We start from the raw sequence: 17458 nt of genomic DNA, 5'->3' as shown, positions 1-17458 counted from the left end.
GTCCTTTCTAATCAGCGTGCTTCTGAACGATTTCTATAACGCGGTCTTGCTGTGCAGGGGTCAATTCCGCATACATCGGCAGACTCAAGATCTTGCCGGCAAGTCTTTCCGTTACCGGGAAATCGCCTGCTCTGTGACCCATGAATCTGTATGCTTCTTGCAAGTGAATTGGAATTGGGTAGTGAATTCCACTTTGAATATTTGCTTCGGACAGCGCTTTCTGAACAGCAGCGCGATTGTCTACTTGGATAACATACAAGTGAAACACCGAGCGGCAATTGCCTGAAATTTCCGGAGTAACAACAGCAGCTTCTTGCAGCTTATCTGTGTAATACGCAGCATTTCTTCTTCTAGCATCGTTCCAAGCAGGTAAGTGTTTCAACTTAACATTGAGAATTGCAGCTTGAATTGTATCGAGACGGAAGTTGTGACCAATGATTCTGTGCTCGTACTTCTTGCTGGATCCATGATCACGCAACAAACGAACCTTCTCAGCAATCTCAGGATTGTTGGTGACGATAGCACCACCGTCTCCGGCGGCTCCCAGGTTTTTGCCTGGGTAGAAGCTGAATGCAGCTACATCGCCATATGTGCCAACCGGCTTGCCGCCGTATGTAGCACCGTGAGCTTGGCATGCATCTTCAATAACTTTGATGCCGTACTTCTTGGCGATTTCCATAATTGGCGCCATGTCAGCCGGCTGACCATAAAGGTGAACAGGAATAATTGCCTTGGTGCGGCGAGTAATCGCTGCTTCCAGTTTGGCTACATCAATGTTGTATGTTTCAAAATCAACATCAACAAATCTTGGTGTTGCGCCTACAAATGAAATGGCTTCAGCAGTAGCGATGAAAGAATTTGGTTGGGTGATAACTTCATCACCAGGGCCAACTCCAGCGGCTAACAAAGCCAAGTGAAGAGCGGCGGTTCCGGAATGAAGCGAAACGCAGTACTTAGCTCTGCAGAATTCAGCAAATGCTTTCTCGAACTCACCAACAGCCGGTCCCATGATAAAACCACCACTAGCTAAGATGGGCTTGATGGCAGCATCAACATCGGCTGCGACGCTTTCCATCTGGGTTTTGAGATCCACAAAGGGAATTACTGAATTTGCGATACTAGTGGTCATTTATAGTTCCTTTTTTAACGTACTGACTTCATTAACGCTTTAGCCGGGTTACCCGCAACTACAGCGCCTGCCGGGACATCTTTGGTGACTACAGCGCCGGCACCTATCATTGCCTTTTCGCCGATTGTCACATTACACATAATCACTGCGCCTGAGCCGATGGACGCGCCACGCTTAATCATCGTCGGGCTGACAGTCCAATCCGCTTCCGTTTGCAACGCGCCGCCTTCGGCTGTTGCACGCGGGAAGTGATCATTGATAAATACAACACCGTGACCAACGAAGACTTCGTCTTCAATTGTCACGCCTTCACAAATAAAAGTATGGCTGGAGATTTTGCAGCGGTCGCCAATTTTCGAATTCTTTTGTATCTCGACAAAAGTTCCGATTTTGCTGTCCGCGCCAATTTCGCATCCATACAAATTGACGAAGTCGTATATCTTCGTGCCTTCGCCAACTTTTACATCGGGGCTAATCTTCTGTAGCGGGCCGGCTTTATACATCCCTATTGCACACCAACCTTCGGAAGTTCCTGTGGTTGCTTCGTAGCCAAAGATGCATTGGCGGATTCCAAAATTTGTACAACTCTCAAGCCTGCATAACCATCTGTCAGAGGCTTGGTGCCGTTGAGAACGCAATCAACAAAGTGTGCAACTTCTATCTTGAGCGCTTCGCTCAGATCCAAGTTTGGCGCAAACATATCGCCCACACGATATTGAATGAGGTTTTGATATCTCTGCTCTTCAGTCTCTGGGTTGTTGACTGTAATACCCTTGTCATAAACGCGCACTTTTTCCATCGGCGTCATGTCGTCGTAAACAATCATCTGGTTGGTACCGCCAATAAGCACTTGTCTTATCTTCACCGGCGACAACCAGCTTACATGGAAGTGAGCGATGAGGTTGTTGTCGAAGGTCAATGTAATGTAAGCAATGTCTTCGATGCCGCTTGCCGTGTGACTCGTGCCTGTAGCGTGCACAGTCAACGGAGTGCGATCGAGAAGATAGTCCATGACGGACAAATCATGCGGAGCCAAATCCCAAATGACGTTGATATCGCTTTGGAAAAGTCCGAGGTTAATACGTACTGAATCGAAGTAGAGCAATTCGCCAAGTTTGCCACTGTCGATCTCTTGTTTGATGCGACGCACTGCACCGTGATAAACAAATGTATGATCAACCATCAATACTAGGTTGCGCTCTTCAGCCATGGCGATGAGTTCACGACATTGTTGTGACGTCATGCACATCGGTTTTTCAACCAACACATGCTTATTCGCTTCTAAAGCTTTGCGTGCTAACGGGTAGTGAGTATGCACCGGTGTTGCAATAACGATTGCATCAATTTCCGGATCCTCAAGCATCTTCTCAAATTGAGTCGTCGGCTTCACACTCGGATAACGCTTGTGCATGCGCACAAGTTTGTCGAGGTCGAGGTCGCACACATAGCGGACTTCAACTTGATTGTGCTCGTAGAAGTTACGAATTAAGTTGGGTCCCCAATAACCGCACCCAACAACACCGACGCGAACAGTTTGCTTACTTGTATCCACGCTGAAACCCACCCTTTGGAGCCGGGAAACTCTGCGACAAATAGTCTCATAATCGAACTATTTAAACAAGCACAGCCATCACATTTTCAGCGGTTTCCAAGCGATCAAATCGGTTTGATTCGGCGAGGTAAAAATGACCAAAAACCGGCAGCCAGTAGTCCCCACAATATCGCTTGACAATTGCTCATTCTATTAAGAGATATATGGTAATTTGTTCAGGTCACCCTAAATCTATGACAAACCCCTAAATCAATGCCGCCTTTCCGTCCAGCAGTTGCACTTTTTTTGGCTTACAGCCTGACATTCGGCGTAGGTTTTGCTGAGACGTCGAGTGAACAACCTTTGCCCACCTTGCCCAAGCGTGAGGTCATCCGCGTCAATCCGACTCGCACTGATTTGTTGGTATTTCCTACAGGGAAAGAAGTCTTTTTTGAAGCATTGTCGACGATGAATCCCGACGTCTTCATGGCAGGATCAGGCGGCACAGTCGTCAGCATCGACAACAACAGACCGGTGCTACATACAGGTCATCTATTTTTGAATTCAGGCAAAAACGCGCTGACTGTGGGCACGCGCCTGGCGAATATTCGACTTGGTGCTGATACCACCGTCGTACTGGATATACACCCGCACACGCCATTGCATATTGCTGTACTGGCAGGCACGAGTCCCGTTCATTTAAAAATCCGCGGGCGCAGAACACCAATAATATTGAAAGTGGGCGATGAGTTGTATGTTTCGGACGCAGTTTTGCCAGCTGAAAAATATCAAACAAATGATCCTGTGCCTCGAGAAGATTGTGGCAAAGAATCAGAAATTAAAGGTTTGGAATTGATCCGACGTACATTCAATGCGCGTAAGTGCTTGGCTTGGCACGTGGCTGAAATTGTCGGCAAAGAAAAAGTTGGTGGTGACGAAAAGGCATTTCTGGACAAGTTGTCACCCTCGCCAAATGCCGCAGGCGTTATCGACCATCAAGCAAATGATCCCTGGCACGTGCTCGCAGCAGGTGGATCTGAATTCACTATCCTGCCAATAAACTCCGGCGTAATTCACTTACGCTCCGGTGAAATCTTCATCTTCACGACGGATTATGCGATTGTAGAAACAACGCTTGGCGAAGTCCACGGTAACCGTGGCTCTCTCTTCGCCGTCGACACATCGGATGGCAATCTCCGCGCCCGCGCGTTGACCGGGCCCGGCGATTTGACCGTAATTGTCGGTAAACACAAACTTCCCGTGCCCCCGGGTGAAGAGGTGATGATAAGCGATCACGTGCCGACCAAGGACGACACGAATCCAAAAGATGGCGTAGCAAGACGGAATCCGACGACGAAGCCGCTGGAAGACAAGCTAAGTGTTACGGTGACGGACTTCAATATTTTGTCGTTGATTGTATCGGCGGATTACTTGAAGCCGATTAAGAAACCATTCTGGTCACAAGAACGTTCGGCGTTGGAGAAGCTTATACAAACAGCGGCTGCGATTGAAACAGTGACACACGGCAAAGGCGGCTACCAAGGTGCGCCGCGGGCTACGACACCGAAGCAACCCAAGGCAAATCCGGGGCAGGCGATTTAACCGATCCGTCTCGAACCCGGTCCATCAAAAAGCTTGTACGCTTCCTGATACAACGTGCCGTATTTGTCGTCTTCGTCCGGCTCAGGCATAGCGTTGCGCGACGCACTCGGTGGTGGCGGCGCGGGTGAAGGTTGGGCTTCGTTTTTACTGACCGGCATCTTCGGTCTTAACGCGGCGCTTGTGGAGCCGGCAGCGCCAGATTCGTCGTCATCAGACGACATTTCCTGACGCGCGGGCGATGGCGCGGTTACAGCTTCTCTAGCCGCTGGTTTCGGTGCTGCCGGACGCGGAGCGTCTTTGGCCATCGGCTTCACGCGCACCGACATCGGTTTGCCGCGTAAAGCTTCGCACGCATTTTTGATATGCGGGATTTTTGCTTCGACAGTCTTCTGCAAGCCTGCGCTTATGCCGACGACTAATTCCGAATCACTCAACTGCAATGGCGCTGCGTGAACAGAAAGAACACTGTGAGTTGGCATACTGTGCGTGCTCAAATATTCCATGAGCTGTTCCCAGAATACTTCCAACTCCATGATGGCGTCGTTGCCGGTTACTTGCATCGGCGCAGGCTCAGATGCAGCCACAACCGGAGCAGCTGCCGCAACTATCGGCTTCTCAACTTGCTGTACCGGCTCAGCTTTCACTGGTTCTGCGGTCGGCACGACAGGTTTAGCAACCGGCGCGGCCGCAAGCATCGGCACTCCACCTTCAAATCCTTGCAAGGCGGACTCCAACTTCGCCACACGCGAAGCAAGTTCACGCACCATCAAAAATTCGTGTCGATGGCACAACGCAAGTAGACCCATTTCCAAATGCAAAGCCGGTTGCGTGCTGCGGCGAATAGTCATCTCGAGCCGATCAAGTTGTTCAATCATCTGCGCAAGTTCAATGCGATCAAACTTCGGTGCCAATTCAGCAATTGCCGCCAAATACTTCGGCGATCCAATGACGACTTCACCAAGTTTCGCCGGCTCAACAGAACCAGCCTCAACTACGTAAGACGCCTTGGTCAAATTCAAGAAATGCAAAGCCATTTCCTGACATAAAACAGCCGGCTCACGTCCTTCAATCAACAAAGCATTGAGTTCAGACAAAACCTTTTGTCCATCACGATTCATGATATGCGCACTCATAGAGACCAGTGCATCTTCATGCATTGCACCCAACAAGCTGAGCAAATCATTTACGCCAACAGGCTTCTCCGGCGAAGACAAAAGACTTGCTTGATCCAAAAGACCAAGCGCATCACGCAATCCACCACCAGAGCGACGAGCAATTAACTCAAGCGCTTCGTCCTCAATGGAGATTCCTTCTTTCTCAGCAATCTGTCGCAAGTAAGCAGCAAGCTCAACCTGGCTTACGAGCCTAAACATCAATTTCTGGCAACGACTAACAATTGTCTGCGGTACTTTGTGCTCTTCAGTTGTGGCCAGCACAAACACAACATTGCTCGGCGGCTCTTCCAAAGTTTTCAGAAGCGCGTTGAACGCTTCTTTAGTGAGCATGTGGCACTCGTCGATGATATACAACTTGAAGCGTCCACCGACGGCAACCAAAGGCGCGCGTTCAATAAGCGTACGCGCATCATCCACGCTGTTGTTCGAGGCAGCATCCAATTCAAATACTGCCGGGCTAACGCCTTCTTTAATCTCAATACACTGCGTGCAAGTTTGACACGGTGTGGCGGTTGGTCCCTTCTCGCAGTTCAAGGACTTTGCCAAAATTCTTGCGCTCGATGTCTTACCAGTACCACGCGGTCCAGTAAACAAATAAGCGTGACTCAAGCGATTGTTCTCAATCGCGTTGGTCAACGTACGCGTCGCGCTTGCCTGACCAACCAATTGGTCCAACGCCTGCGGACGATATTTCAAATACAACGGCTTATAAGTAGAAATACTCATTCTATGCTCCGTCAGCTCGTGCCTCGCTGACTTCGCTGCCAGCCGGCTTTCGACGCTCCGCTTAACGGATTCTTCAACAGAATCCTCGCGTCGCTATAGATTGTAGACGCTTCCGTGCAATTGATCCTTCGCTAACGCTTATTTAACGTTGAATATCAGCAAACTGACAACCTCGGGCTCGGACTTCGGCTCAGGTCTGGAAAGCAGAAAGGCAACCTGACTCAAGGGATAAACATAATTCTGTCCGGCACCTGGCGCAGGCTCCGACAAAATAAACGAAGGTTCACCAAACTGTTCTTTCAACACGCGAACCTCATCACCCAGTCCAACGCCTAAATCATGTCCGACCAATCCCGGATCAAATATCCGCAACCCTTCGACAAATCCGTGGCGCATAAACACTTGCAAAACAGGCGCGTCGGAATTCGGTCTCTGGAATGTCCAAACAGTCCAGTTGCCTAGCACTTCCTCGCGCATGCTGCCCCATGCCTTCAACGACTGCCCGGCTTCTGCTTGAGTGATACCAAGCTTGATCATTGGAATACCAGTCGCCACATTGGGCGGCAGCAAAGCAATGGTTTCCTTGCGCTTTGCTCGGAGATCCTGCACTGACTCTGCCTTCATTTCTTGAACTGAGTCCGCCATAACAACCGGTGCCGACTCATTAACAATCGTCATTTGCTGACGAGCTCTATACATCTGTGCTGAGCCACCACCACCAAGACTAGCTGTGGTAAGCGTAGCTGGTGGATAGTAGTTCGCGGGGGCGAAGGAAAATCTTGCACCGTGATTGGATGATGGAGGTGGCGGAGGAACAAGAGCGGCCACCGACGAATTTCGCGGCATTTCCTTTGGTTTAATCGCCAATTGATAATTGCTAATTCCCAATTGCGCGTAATTCGGCTGCTCGACTTTCTTCAGCATCTTATCCTTGTTGATCATGGCAAACGCCGGAGTGCTACGCACGCGATCCAGTATCTGCGTTATTAACTTCACTCCCGAAGCCGGCGGCGACACGCGATTGTATTCAATCTGCCCGCTCAACCTTCCGTGGTTATCCGCCGCAAATGCGTCTGGCACAATACCACCGATGCTCATGAGCGTAATCAATGCCAGAACCAATCGCCCCTTTGTCATTCTGCCTCGTAGGGGCGCATTGCATGCGCCCTTGGCGCTAAATGACAAACTAATTCTATTGATCAACTTATCCATCAACTTCATCATCTATTTCCTCAAGAGCCTGCTGTCGTTCGCGAAGCGAGCAACTTTGACTCCCACTCATCAAGTTCACTCTGATTAATCAACCCCCGGCGATTAGCCAAATAAACGGCACGACAGCGCTGATTGAAATCAACATCCGGCGATTCACCACGCCCCGGTATCCCCAGCTTGGCATAAAGCGCCTTCAGGCGCGACTGCACCGCTTTCTCCGTCAAATACAAACGCGTTGCAATTTCGTGATCCGTCAGACCCAACGCGATGCAAACAAGCGCCTCATATTCAGCCGCCGTTAAATTCGTCGCTCTATTTTGCGTGCGCTGAATAACACGAGCAATGCCTGGATGAATCCAACAATCGCCGGAAAGCACGGCCTTCGCCGCTTCGGCAACTTGATCATCAGAAGCATTTTTCAAAACATAACCGAACACGCCGTTTGCCGGCACAACTTTCCAAAGCTGACGCACATAAACTTCATCGGAGAAGTTGGACAGAATAACGACTCCTGTTTCCGGCAATTTACTTAAGATTTGCTCGGCAGCCTTAATCCCGGACAACTTCGGCATTTTAATGTCGAGAAAGACAAGTTGCGGCTTGTACTTCATCGCCGCGTCCACCGCCTCTTGCCCGTCATGGGCTTCATAAATAGTCAGCGGACCTTCCAGACGCGAAGTCAAAAGCCCCTTCAGCCAAAGGCGGTCTCTTTCTTCATCGTCTACGATTAATACGCTCATTGTCCTCTCCTATTTTCATATTACAGGGCTAGCCTGCGGCAGTTGAATAATCAGCTCAGTTCCGCTGGAAAATTTACTTGGCGTTGCCCAGTCAACGTGCGCACCGATTAACTGCGCGCGCTGCCTGATGTTCACTAATCCATAAGATTGTTTCCTTTTCGTACCTGGATCAAACCCTCGCCCATTGTCGATTACCGAGATAGACAATTGCTGATCGTTTTTCTCAATGGATACTTCCGCTTTCGTAGCATTAGAATGCTTCTCAATATTGTTGACTGCCTCTTGAACAATTCTATAAAGCTGCAATTTGGCAAAATCAGAAAGCTCAAATTCACCCTGAGAGACTTTGTCATTAAACGTACATTCAATTCCCGTATCGCGCTCCAGCATCGTCAGGAGATTTTCCAACGCAGGCACAAACCCCATCGTCTCAATCACAGACGGATGCAAGTCATTAATCACGCGTCGCATTTCCGAAACCGCAGCATCCAACTTTTCGCGCATCATATAAGGAACAGTATTCTCCGGGATTTCCTTCGACAGCTTGTCCGCCATGCGGGCAACCGTAGACAACGTGGGCAAAGTCTCATCGTGCAAGTCTTCGGCAATGCGGCGTCTTTCTTCCTCGGCACGCACCTGCATCGACTTACGCGCAACAGCCAACTCAAAATTGCGCATGCGCAAATCGGTATCCAGGTAAATAAACGTCGAAATAATGAATACAGCCGTCAACACAGCTAAAGGCGCCGCCATCAACAAAGATATATTGAACAATTGAAATGCTACCTGCGCCAACAAAACCACACCCACGGCAGCAACCAGATAATAAAACAAACGCTTGCCGGTAGATGTAAGCGAAAACAGCGCGCCAAACCCCACTCCCATTAACACAAGAAGCAAATGATTCAGCCAGCGCGGCAGACTGCATACGACTTGATTGTTCAATAGACAGGCAAGCGCATCACCCTGAATCATCACCGCCGGCACATTGTCTTTAATTGGCGTCCGGAAATTCTGCGGATCACCAACACGTGGCGTCAAGGTCGAGCCAATAAGCACAATCTTGTTTTTCAATTGGCTAGCGTCATAACCCGGCTGCAATAAATCCCTCATTGAGATTACAGAATAAGTCGGACTCTTGAAGTTGATATACAAAGGTTGATCAGACTGCAAAGGCAAAAATTCGCTCGCCGGGCCAACGCCCTGAAAACGACGAAACATATCAATCACCGCTTCTGTCAATGACTTCACCGGCATGAATTCTTTGTTGCCTATTTTCTGCGTTTTCGCCTGGTAATTTATAGGCAAACGGCAAACCATGCCGTTGTCTTCTTTTACAAGTTCGCTATAACCATACGCTGCCGAATGTCCTAAAAGTTCACCTGATGGCAATGCCTGCCCGCCATCAAGACTGCCGAATAGTGCCACCACAATATTGCCGAATTTTTTAAAACTGGATACCAAATTAGGCGAACTTGCTCCGCGCAAATCCAGATCAAGTGCCACCAAAGCCGGTTGCCCTTTCTCCGCTGAGTCCACCACACGCGCCAAAATATCCTGCGCCTTCACATCGGAAAATCGCGCAATGCCCAGGTCAAATTGCGAGGTATCGTCAAAAGCGACAACGGCAATGTCACGACAAAAAGACGTGCCTGCCGCCCCCACACGGGAAGCTACTTTGTAGCGCCATTCCAGAGAAGATAACTCCATCATTTTCAGCCAGGATGATTCAGCCAAAACGATGGCCACAATACAACCGGCCAGCATTCCCCAAAAGAGGCGCTGGACAACAAGCTTTTCCTGACTCGAACCTCCATTTAATAGATTTCTGACCTTAGCCAGAGGGAGCATGTTCAAGTTCTCCAGTGCAACCCATTCCCAAGACTAGTCTAACCTTTTGACGCCTTCAAGGCGGCTAGGCGCCACCCAAATTCAGGGAAAACCCTGAATTTATCGAAATTACCGTTCAATCACACGCCTTACCGTATATCCCTGTGTCCGAATAAAATCTTCCAGCTGCTCCATCGATATTTTGCTTGAGTCATAGGACATGGTCGCCGTGATAATGCCCGAGGCGCCCGGACCGCTATAGCTGTCGAAGCTGCTCGTGCCTGGGATATCCACCTTTACCCGCACCATTCCGGGCATAAGTTTCAATTTGCGCTCCAATTCGACCAAGCAGCCGACGCAAAGTGAGCCGGAGAGCCGCAATTGCACGCTTGTGGAGTTGGCATTGTCGGAAATTCGCTCTGAGGAGCCGGCTTTTTTCGGCTTCTTGCCTACCTTGGCAGACGTAACTTTTGTATCTTCGGCAGCCGCGGCAGACCCTGCATTTTGAGACATTGACGCAGGCATGGACGGGCACAACACCAAACCGGCAAAAACTAGCACTGTAGCCAGTTTCAAGCCCTTCCTCGACTTCAAATGACTAACGGAACCAGTAAAAATATTTAAGCAATGAATCATATATTAACCCAAGAGAATTTGAGGGTTGCTATGATCATCATTCCCAATTTTTCAGGTGCCACGTGCATGTCCACCCAAGTCTTGCCCGCAACATCGTTTCTTGAGGCAGTGGCCAGCCCGGCTGATTTGAAGCGCCTGAGCAATACCGAATTGCAGTCGCTTGCCGGAGAAATTCGCGAGGAATTAGTCCAGTCGCTATCGAAGACTGGCGGACACCTGGCGTCAAACTTGGGCATCGTGGAAATTACGCTGGCTTTGCACCGTGTGTTCAACAGCCCGGAAGACAAAATCCTCTGGGACGTCGGTCACCAGGCATACATTCACAAAATGCTGACCGGCAGACGCCATCAGTTCAATACTTTGCGTCAATACAAAGGTCTGAGCGGATTTATCAATCCGTTTGAAAGCGAACATGATCCATTTCTTGCCGGGCACAGCTCAACTTCAATTTCATTAGGCGTCGGCTACGCGCTGGCACGTGATCACTTTGGACAAGACCACAAAGTTATTGCGGTCATAGGAGACGGCGGTCTCACCGGCGGCATGGCGCTGGAAGCATTGAATCACTTGGGACACATTCAGAAAAATGTGATCATCATCCTCAACGACAACGAGATGTCGATAAGCGAAAACCTCGGCGGATTTTCGCAGTACATGAAGCGCATCAAAGAGACCTTCTTCTACAAAGACATCAAAGAAAAAATTAGCCAGATTGAAATTCAACTAGATGAAAGCAATTTGCGTCCTGGCATTGCCGAACTAATAGAAGCTGTGAAGAAGCAAGCCAAACAGCGCTTCGACACACCAGGAATTGTCTTCGAAAAATTGGGCGTCAATTACACAGGACCTGTCGATGGTCATGATGTCGAACAAGTAGTGAATGTTCTTGAACGCATCAAAGATCGCACTGCTCCGCAATTGGTGCACTTAATTACACAGAAGGGCAAAGGCTACGCGCCTGCCGAAGCTGACTCAATTAAGTATCACGGCGTTGGTGCTTTTAGTCCTGAAAAAATTGAACCGGTAAGTCCGGAAAAACCAAAAGCCAAGTCTTATTCCGAAGCTTTCACCGAAGCTCTTATAGAAATTGCAGAAATCGAACCGAATGTGGTAGCAATTACACCAGCTACTGCTGAAGGCTCCGGTCTTGTGAAATTCGGCAAGATTTATCCTGAGCGTTTCTTCGATGTGGCCATCTGCGAACAACACGCAGTAACAATGGCAGCCGGCATGGCTAAGGCAGGACTTACTCCTGTTGTCTCCATCTATTCGACATTCTTGCAGAGAGCATTAGACCAACTCGTACACGATGTGGCAATTTTGAATCTGCCTGTAATCTTCGGAATCGATCGCGGCGGTCTTGTTGAAGATGGTGAGACTCACCAAGGTGTTTTCGACATCGCTTTCTTGCGCAGTATTCCCAACTTGACCGTGTTGGCTCCGCGCGATACGGAAGAATTGCGTAATATGGTCTACACCGCTGTACGCGAGCGCAAAGGACCAGTCGCCATTCGCTTCCCGCGTGATAAAGCAATTAACTACGCAGAAACAATTCCATTCCACGAAATCAATTTCCGCGCCTGGGAGAAACTCCACGACGGGGGCAATTTGATTTTCTTGGCATATGGTTCGATGGTTGAGACAGCTAAACAAGCTCTTTCCATCCTGCAAGAGCAAGGCAAAAACGCCACGATAGTCAATGCGCGTTCAGCCAAACCTCTTGATGAGTCGATGTTGTCAGAGATAGTTTCCAATCCAAACAATAAGATTGTTACGTTAGAAGAAGGTTGTTTGCCTGGCGGATTTGGATCGGCTGTTCTAGAATGGGCAGCTAAATTCAAGATGCAAAATCCACAAATTGCGCAAGCTCCAATAGTTACCCTTGGCATACCGGATAAATTTGTCGAACATGGTTCTCGCCAAATCCTCCTTGATATCAATGGATTGAGCCCAGCCAAAGTGGCAGACTTTGCCTTGAAAGTTTTGGGGACCCGTTAACCAGTACTTCCAAAGTGAGGACATAATGACAAATCCAATTCCACAGGGCTATCAAACAATCACTGTTAGCCTGACGGTCAAAGACGCCGCTAAAGCCATTGAATTCTACAAAGAGGCTTTCGGCGCTGAAGAAACCATGCCGCGTTGCTATGGTCCGGACGGCAAAACCGTTATGCACGCTGAAATGAAGTTCGGCACTTCCATCTTCATGGTGAACGATGAATTCAAAGACATGGCTTGCTTGTCACCAACAAGCTTGAATGGCTCACCAGTATCAATGTACATCTACGTAGACAACGTCGATGCATTACACTCACGCGCAATCAAAGCCGGCGCTAAAGCCACCATGCCGTTAACAGACATGTTCTGGGGCGACAGATTCGGTCAAGTTGTTGATCCATTCGGACACAAGTGGGGCTTGGCTCAGCATGTTAAGGACATGACTGAAGAAGAAATGAAGAAAGCGCAAGAGATGTGGGTCAAAGAAATGGCCTGCGCTAAAAAGTAGAGATAAACGTGCCTTGCCCTATGTAGGGGCGCATTGCATGCGCCCATTTTCCTAACGCAAACCTGGTGGAGACAATGGCAAATAGTCCAAACGAAGATCAAAAAATCGACTCAATCAAGTTGCGCGTAGAAAAACAAAACGCCGAAAGAGAGGCAGCGGGCTTACCCTCGCTGCCCTCTTCTTCTTCATCTCCTGTAGAACGTGATCCATCTGAAACACTCGGTGATCCAAACGCACCCGAACACGAGTGGGTTGCCGCCGCTGAGGAATTAAACAAGAAGGAAGAGCGTCAGAAAAACACCACCGACAAAGAGCTGAAAAAGCACGACGCCTTCACAGACAAATTCCTCTTAGTCTTTTTCGCGATAATCATTGTCCTTGCCGGCTTTGCATTATTCATTCCAACCTTACATCCAACACAAACTCCACCCATCCAACAGTACGTTGCTCCGCCACCGCAGCAAGTCACTCAAGATATTGATTTCAAACCCTACATGGATGCCCTACAAACATCCATCAAGAAAAACTGGCATCCATCCGGCGCAGGTGATCACGTCGTCCGAGTGAAATTCAAAGTCCATAAGAACGGCGAAATCTCCGACCTAGCCTTCGATCGCATGTCACGCTCCCCCGAAAACGATGCCGCCGTCATGAAAGCCATCATCGCCTCCATGCCATCGCTTCCACCACTCCCTGAAGGTTCCCCGGAAAACGTAGACATCCAATTCACCTTCGAATACAAAGTCCACGACGCCCCGGCTGGAAACGCCCCCGCACAGAACTAAGGACTAAATGTCCCGCCGTCCCTCGAGCGCTTTCGCTAATGTGACGTCGTCCGCGTATTCCAAATCGCCGCCTACGGGTAACCCGAACGCAATCCGCGTGACACGTGTCCCCAATGGACGAAGCAACTGATTCAAATACAACACCGTCGCATCCCCCTCGATAGTCGGGTTGATAGCCAGAATAACCTCGCGCACTTCCCCTTCACCGATACGACGAATCAATTCACGTATCGTCAACTCATCGGGACCTTTCCCCTCGAGCGGCGAGATCAAACCCGTCAGCACGTGATACAACCCACGAAACTCAGCACTTCTTTCCAACGCAATCACATCGCGCGGTTCTGCGACTACACAAATCACCTGCGGATCACGCTTGGGATTCTGACAAATCTCGCAAGGGTCTTGCGCGGTCAAATGAAAACACTGCGTACAGTGCTTCACCTTTTCCTTTGCCTCAACTATCGTATCAGCAATTTCTTTCACCGCCGACATATCCAAATCAAGCACGTAAAACGCCATGCGCTGGGCCGACTTTGGCCCAACGCCTGGGAATTTCTGAAACTGCTCAATTAACTTGGCTAACGGCCGCGTGAAATACATGGACTACTCTAGAAGCCCATGCCTGGTGGCAAGTTCATGCCCTTGGTGATACTGCCGGTGCGTGTGCGCATCAATTCCTGAGCTTTGTTGGATGCATCGGTTATCGCCGCCAGCACGAGATCTTCCAAAGTTTCAACATCAGTCGGATCAACAGCTTCAGCCTTAATCTTCACACCCTTAAACTCACACATACCATTGCAAGTAATGGTGACCGCACCACCGCCTGCTGTTCCTTCAACATTGGTATCGGCAAGTTCTTTCTGCATCTTGCCCATATCATCTTGCATCTTCTTGAGCGAGGCTTGCGCGTCACGCATCATTTTGCCGAAATCTTGTTGCATTTCAATCTCCAAAACTTGTGATGCTCTAGATTATCCCAAATCCCCGCCATTGATCTCTAGTGCACCTCTATCTACTGGCAACAATGTCCTTTGTAGGGGCGCATTGCATGCGCCCTGTCCTGCGCCCCCGGTAAAACTTTCTTAAGAAGATAGGATTTCATTGGTTGCAATCTCTTTAAATAGATGTACGCTGTATACGTCGAATTCTATGGAGCCTCTGGAAAAACCGAGGTCTTTGAATCATGCAAGATATCGAAGCAATCATGGACGATGGCAGCTTGGCTTCCGACGATCGCGAAGCCATTAAACAGCACATCTGGGATCTGGTTACCTACGCGCTTAGGCGCTTTGTTCTTTTCGTGTCGTTCGGTCCAGGCATTTTAGGTGTTTTGTGGGTAATTGGGAAAATTTTCAGACGCTAAAGCAAGACCCGCTGGCTGCTTTCGCTAAGCGCAACCCTGCTTTTTATAGTCGTTATGCCGGAATGGATGACGAGTTTGGCTTCAATATGGACACGTTTGCCAAGTGGGAGCCCTTCTTCCGCTTTTGCTACGAGGACTACTTCAAAGTCCGCGTGCACGGAATTGAAAACATCCCCGGCGAAGGGCGCGCTCTTTTGTTCGGCAATCACTCCGGGCTAATTCCATTAGATGGCGCCATGCTCACCATGACCATGTGCAGCAAGCACCCAAGCCCTAGACGCATCCGTTATCTAGCAACCGACTGGTTTTTCACCATGCCCGGCGTCGGCAAATGGATCCAACACACAGGACAAGTGCGTGCAAGCAAAGAGAATGCCACCAAGCTGCTCAACAATGAAGAACTCGTCGGCATATATCCGGAAGGTATACGCGGCGTCGGCAAAAGATTTGATGAACGCTATCGCTTAATCGATTTCCACCCAGGCTTTGTGCAATTGGCGATCGCCACGCAAACACCAATTATTCCAGTTGCCACAATAGGCGGAGACGAGATATTCCCTAACTTCGTCAACATCAAGCAGCTTGCCCAACTAACTGCGATGCCGTTTTTCCCAGTGACACTCGGTTTTCCATGGCTGCCATTCCCTCTCAATCTAATGCCATTGCCTGTCAGATGGCTAATTAAGGTAAACAAACCAATTGATCTCGGCTATCCAGTAGAGAAAGCAGCGGACCGCAAGCTCGCACTAAAAATTGCGCGCGAACTGCAATATGACGTTCAACGCCAGCTAAATCAATTGCTTAGAGAGCGCAAGTCGCTATTCACTGAATGGGACGAAGATCCAAACCATAATCACGAACATCACCCAACTGCGTCAATGATGAAGTAAAAACATGCCGAGCTTTACTCATACCTACCGCATATACCAAGACATTGTCGAGAAAAGCGACTCGCTATTCAACTTCAAGTTGGAAACACTCGCCAAACTCGAGCCATTCTTGAGTTTTCTCTACAAGCAATGGTGGCGTGTTGAATTTTCAGGATTGGAGTTTTTGCCCAAAGAAGGCCCGGCATTTATAGTCGGCAATTCCGGCTCCATTCTTCCGTGGCCGGGATTCATGCTTTTGTTCGCCTTGATGAACGAAAAGCCTTTCCCGCGTCGTCTCAACATCATGGCCGACATGGACGGCATTGACGACGAAAGACTTTATACATTTTTGACCGAGATTGGTTTTGTCGACTGGACAGCCGACAACGCCAAACGTCTTTGGGCTGCCGGCGAAATAGTCGCCACCTTCCCCGAGGGACTTGCCGGACTGACAAAACCCTATAGCGATCGTTACCGATTAATGGACTTCGATTGGACAAAGTTTCTGCCCGCTGCCGAAACCAAAGTCCCAATATATTCACTGTGCACCTTAGGCTGCGAAGACTCCTTACCCGTCTTCGACAATTTGCCTAAAGTGGCAAACTTCCTCGGCTTACCCGAATATCCCATCACCCCATTTTTCCCATGGCTACCATTCCCTGCAAATTGCCTGTCATTTCCCGGCAAATGGCAAATGCGCGTCCTTAAATCGCACCGATTCGCATTCGACGCAGAAAAGGATGACTTGGAAGACATCGCCCGCAAACAAGCCCGCCACTTCGAAGGCGAAATCCAAAGCGAACTAAACCGCCTGCTCCGCAAACGCACTCTCGAACCATTTAGCCTAATCTAATCGGTACCCGATCCGGTACTCCGTACATGCATTGCATGCGTCGGTTCCGGTTCGTCGTAGGGGCGCATTGCATGCGCCCGCTCGCCTCCCGTCATCCTGAGGAGCAGCGCGACGAAGGGTCTCACGACTTAAAGTCGATATATCTACTTAACCGGCTTGATCATCTTCGGAGCAGGCTTACCCGCCGTCCCGCCCTCTTCCTCAAGACGCATCTTCATCTTTTCCACCGTCGACTCCATCGACTGCACACGCGTCAAAATCTCAATTGTCTGCTCATAGGCAAGCGCCATAAAGAAATGCAGCGACAACAAAATCAAAAGCAATAAAACAAATACCGACCAAAAGAAAAGTCGAAACTTCCACTGAAAGTCTTTCTCTCCGGGTTTGCTAGTGATCATAGAAATATCCTGTTCGCTTAGGGGGACTAACAAAGATTTGATCTAATTCTAAACACTTGACAGTAAAAAACGCTAAATTTGAAGCATGTCACCACGTGTTGCC

At 49.2% G+C, this 17458-nt stretch carries 18 protein-coding genes; 7 read left to right on the top strand and 11 right to left on the bottom strand.

Annotated elements, in window-relative coordinates; genetic code table 11:
* Positions 1 to 7 precede the first annotated feature (7 nt).
* The 3 genes from K2Y22_08885 to K2Y22_08875 are packed head-to-tail and all read right to left on the bottom strand — an operon-like array spanning position 8 to position 2681.
* Positions 8 to 1129: a DegT/DnrJ/EryC1/StrS family aminotransferase gene (locus K2Y22_08885; GenBank protein ID MBX9878558.1), complete on the bottom strand. Its 1122-nt coding sequence runs from the start codon at positions 1127 to 1129 to the stop codon at positions 8 to 10.
* Between the two features lie 14 nt (positions 1130 to 1143).
* Positions 1144 to 1632 carry an N-acetyltransferase gene (locus K2Y22_08880; GenBank protein ID MBX9878557.1) on the bottom strand — a complete coding sequence of 163 codons (489 nt, stop codon included), beginning with the start codon at positions 1630 to 1632 and terminating at the stop codon, positions 1144 to 1146.
* Positions 1633 to 1634: 2 nt separating this feature from the next.
* Positions 1635 to 2681: a Gfo/Idh/MocA family oxidoreductase gene (locus K2Y22_08875; GenBank protein ID MBX9878556.1), complete on the bottom strand. Its 1047-nt coding sequence runs from the start codon at positions 2679 to 2681 to the stop codon at positions 1635 to 1637.
* A gap of 252 nt (positions 2682 to 2933) precedes the next feature.
* On the opposite strand from K2Y22_08875, the gene K2Y22_08870 reads away from it, so the two are divergent.
* Positions 2934 to 4262 carry a hypothetical protein gene (locus K2Y22_08870; GenBank protein MBX9878555.1) on the top strand — a complete coding sequence of 443 codons (1329 nt, stop codon included), beginning with the start codon at positions 2934 to 2936 and terminating at the stop codon, positions 4260 to 4262.
* Here the strand turns inward: K2Y22_08870 and dnaX are convergent.
* The 5 genes from dnaX to K2Y22_08845 all read right to left on the bottom strand — a co-directional run bounded on the left by dnaX (position 4259) and on the right by K2Y22_08845 (position 10521).
* Complete coding sequence (gene dnaX / locus K2Y22_08865) at positions 4259 to 6163, bottom strand: DNA polymerase III subunit gamma/tau (GenBank protein ID MBX9878554.1); 1905 nt, start codon at positions 6161 to 6163, stop codon at positions 4259 to 4261. The two genes, K2Y22_08870 and dnaX, sit on opposite strands and share 4 nt — an antisense overlap.
* A 138-nt stretch (positions 6164 to 6301) precedes the next feature.
* Positions 6302 to 7300 carry a hypothetical protein gene (locus K2Y22_08860; protein ID MBX9878553.1) on the bottom strand — a complete coding sequence of 333 codons (999 nt, stop codon included), beginning with the start codon at positions 7298 to 7300 and terminating at the stop codon, positions 6302 to 6304.
* 95 nt (positions 7301 to 7395) lie between these two features.
* Entirely contained in the window at positions 7396 to 8115 is a 720-nt protein-coding gene (locus tag K2Y22_08855) for a response regulator transcription factor (protein ID MBX9878552.1), read from the bottom strand.
* Positions 8116 to 8130: 15 nt separating this feature from the next.
* Positions 8131 to 9966 carry a CHASE2 domain-containing protein gene (locus K2Y22_08850; GenBank protein ID MBX9878551.1) on the bottom strand — a complete coding sequence of 612 codons (1836 nt, stop codon included), beginning with the start codon at positions 9964 to 9966 and terminating at the stop codon, positions 8131 to 8133.
* 108 nt (positions 9967 to 10074) lie between these two features.
* Positions 10075 to 10521 carry a hypothetical protein gene (locus tag K2Y22_08845; protein ID MBX9878550.1) on the bottom strand — a complete coding sequence of 149 codons (447 nt, stop codon included), beginning with the start codon at positions 10519 to 10521 and terminating at the stop codon, positions 10075 to 10077.
* A 126-nt stretch (positions 10522 to 10647) separates the two neighbouring features.
* Between K2Y22_08845 and dxs the strand changes: the two genes are divergently transcribed.
* The 3 genes from dxs to K2Y22_08830 all read left to right on the top strand — a co-directional run bounded on the left by dxs (position 10648) and on the right by K2Y22_08830 (position 13872).
* Positions 10648 to 12579 carry a 1-deoxy-D-xylulose-5-phosphate synthase gene (gene dxs / locus K2Y22_08840; GenBank protein ID MBX9878549.1) on the top strand — a complete coding sequence of 644 codons (1932 nt, stop codon included), beginning with the start codon at positions 10648 to 10650 and terminating at the stop codon, positions 12577 to 12579.
* A 25-nt stretch (positions 12580 to 12604) separates the two neighbouring features.
* Positions 12605 to 13087, top strand: coding sequence for a VOC family protein (locus K2Y22_08835; protein MBX9878548.1), 483 nt, complete (start codon positions 12605 to 12607; stop codon positions 13085 to 13087).
* A 74-nt stretch (positions 13088 to 13161) separates the two neighbouring features.
* The gene (locus K2Y22_08830; protein ID MBX9878547.1) at positions 13162 to 13872 is read left to right on the top strand and encodes a TonB C-terminal domain-containing protein; all 711 of its coding nucleotides are present in this window, start codon (positions 13162 to 13164) and stop codon (positions 13870 to 13872) included.
* 3 nt (positions 13873 to 13875) lie between these two features.
* On the opposite strand, the gene recR is transcribed toward K2Y22_08830, so the two are convergent.
* A complete protein-coding gene (gene recR, locus K2Y22_08825; protein ID MBX9878546.1) occupies positions 13876 to 14472 on the bottom strand; it encodes a recombination mediator RecR in 597 nt (198 codons plus the stop codon).
* 8 nt (positions 14473 to 14480) lie between these two features.
* Positions 14481 to 14792 carry a YbaB/EbfC family nucleoid-associated protein gene (locus tag K2Y22_08820; GenBank protein ID MBX9878545.1) on the bottom strand — a complete coding sequence of 104 codons (312 nt, stop codon included), beginning with the start codon at positions 14790 to 14792 and terminating at the stop codon, positions 14481 to 14483.
* Positions 14793 to 15055: 263 nt separating this feature from the next.
* On the opposite strand from K2Y22_08820, the gene K2Y22_08815 reads away from it, so the two are divergent.
* The 3 genes from K2Y22_08815 to K2Y22_08805 are packed head-to-tail and all read left to right on the top strand — an operon-like array spanning position 15056 to position 16957.
* Positions 15056 to 15235: a hypothetical protein gene (locus K2Y22_08815; protein MBX9878544.1), complete on the top strand. Its 180-nt coding sequence runs from the start codon at positions 15056 to 15058 to the stop codon at positions 15233 to 15235.
* A complete protein-coding gene (locus K2Y22_08810) occupies positions 15205 to 16125 on the top strand; it encodes an acyltransferase family protein (GenBank protein ID MBX9878543.1) in 921 nt (306 codons plus the stop codon). Before K2Y22_08815 ends, K2Y22_08810 begins: the two co-directional genes overlap by 31 nt.
* A 4-nt stretch (positions 16126 to 16129) precedes the next feature.
* On the top strand, positions 16130 to 16957 hold the full coding sequence (locus K2Y22_08805; GenBank protein MBX9878542.1) for a hypothetical protein: 828 nt from the start codon (positions 16130 to 16132) through the stop codon (positions 16955 to 16957).
* Between the two features lie 143 nt (positions 16958 to 17100).
* On the opposite strand, the gene K2Y22_08800 is transcribed toward K2Y22_08805, so the two are convergent.
* A complete protein-coding gene (locus K2Y22_08800; GenBank protein MBX9878541.1) occupies positions 17101 to 17355 on the bottom strand; it encodes a hypothetical protein in 255 nt (84 codons plus the stop codon).
* Positions 17356 to 17458: the final 103 nt, after the last annotated feature.

The sequence above is a fragment of the Candidatus Obscuribacterales bacterium genome (assembly GCA_019744775.1).
Lineage (GTDB): Bacteria > Cyanobacteriota > Vampirovibrionia > Obscuribacterales > Obscuribacteraceae > SBAT01.
Note: the sequence above shows the minus strand (reverse complement) of the source record. Positions and strands in the feature narration are given on the sequence as shown.

Excerpts from the sequence above, each read along its gene's own strand:
- K2Y22_08800 (MBX9878541.1), bottom strand. The coding sequence starts at position 17,355 with ATGATCACTAGCAAACCCGGAGAGAAAGACTTTCAGTGGAAGTTTCGA.
- recR (MBX9878546.1), bottom strand. The coding sequence starts at position 14,472 with ATGTATTTCACGCGGCCGTTAGCCAAGTTAATTGAGCAGTTTCAGAAA.
- K2Y22_08835 (MBX9878548.1), top strand. The coding sequence starts at position 12,605 with ATGACAAATCCAATTCCACAGGGCTATCAAACAATCACTGTTAGCCTG.
- K2Y22_08880 (MBX9878557.1), bottom strand. The coding sequence starts at position 1,632 with ATGTATAAAGCCGGCCCGCTACAGAAGATTAGCCCCGATGTAAAAGTT.
- dnaX (MBX9878554.1), bottom strand. The coding sequence starts at position 6,163 with ATGAGTATTTCTACTTATAAGCCGTTGTATTTGAAATATCGTCCGCAG.
- K2Y22_08855 (MBX9878552.1), bottom strand. The coding sequence starts at position 8,115 with ATGAGCGTATTAATCGTAGACGATGAAGAAAGAGACCGCCTTTGGCTG.
- dxs (MBX9878549.1), top strand. The coding sequence starts at position 10,648 with ATGTCCACCCAAGTCTTGCCCGCAACATCGTTTCTTGAGGCAGTGGCC.
- K2Y22_08860 (MBX9878553.1), bottom strand. The coding sequence starts at position 7,300 with ATGACAAAGGGGCGATTGGTTCTGGCATTGATTACGCTCATGAGCATC.
- K2Y22_08850 (MBX9878551.1), bottom strand. The coding sequence starts at position 9,966 with ATGCTCCCTCTGGCTAAGGTCAGAAATCTATTAAATGGAGGTTCGAGT.
- K2Y22_08885 (MBX9878558.1), bottom strand. The coding sequence starts at position 1,129 with ATGACCACTAGTATCGCAAATTCAGTAATTCCCTTTGTGGATCTCAAA.
- K2Y22_08805 (MBX9878542.1), top strand. The coding sequence starts at position 16,130 with ATGCCGAGCTTTACTCATACCTACCGCATATACCAAGACATTGTCGAG.
- K2Y22_08815 (MBX9878544.1), top strand. The coding sequence starts at position 15,056 with ATGCAAGATATCGAAGCAATCATGGACGATGGCAGCTTGGCTTCCGAC.
- K2Y22_08830 (MBX9878547.1), top strand. The coding sequence starts at position 13,162 with ATGGCAAATAGTCCAAACGAAGATCAAAAAATCGACTCAATCAAGTTG.
- K2Y22_08820 (MBX9878545.1), bottom strand. The coding sequence starts at position 14,792 with ATGATGCGTGACGCGCAAGCCTCGCTCAAGAAGATGCAAGATGATATG.
- K2Y22_08870 (MBX9878555.1), top strand. The coding sequence starts at position 2,934 with ATGCCGCCTTTCCGTCCAGCAGTTGCACTTTTTTTGGCTTACAGCCTG.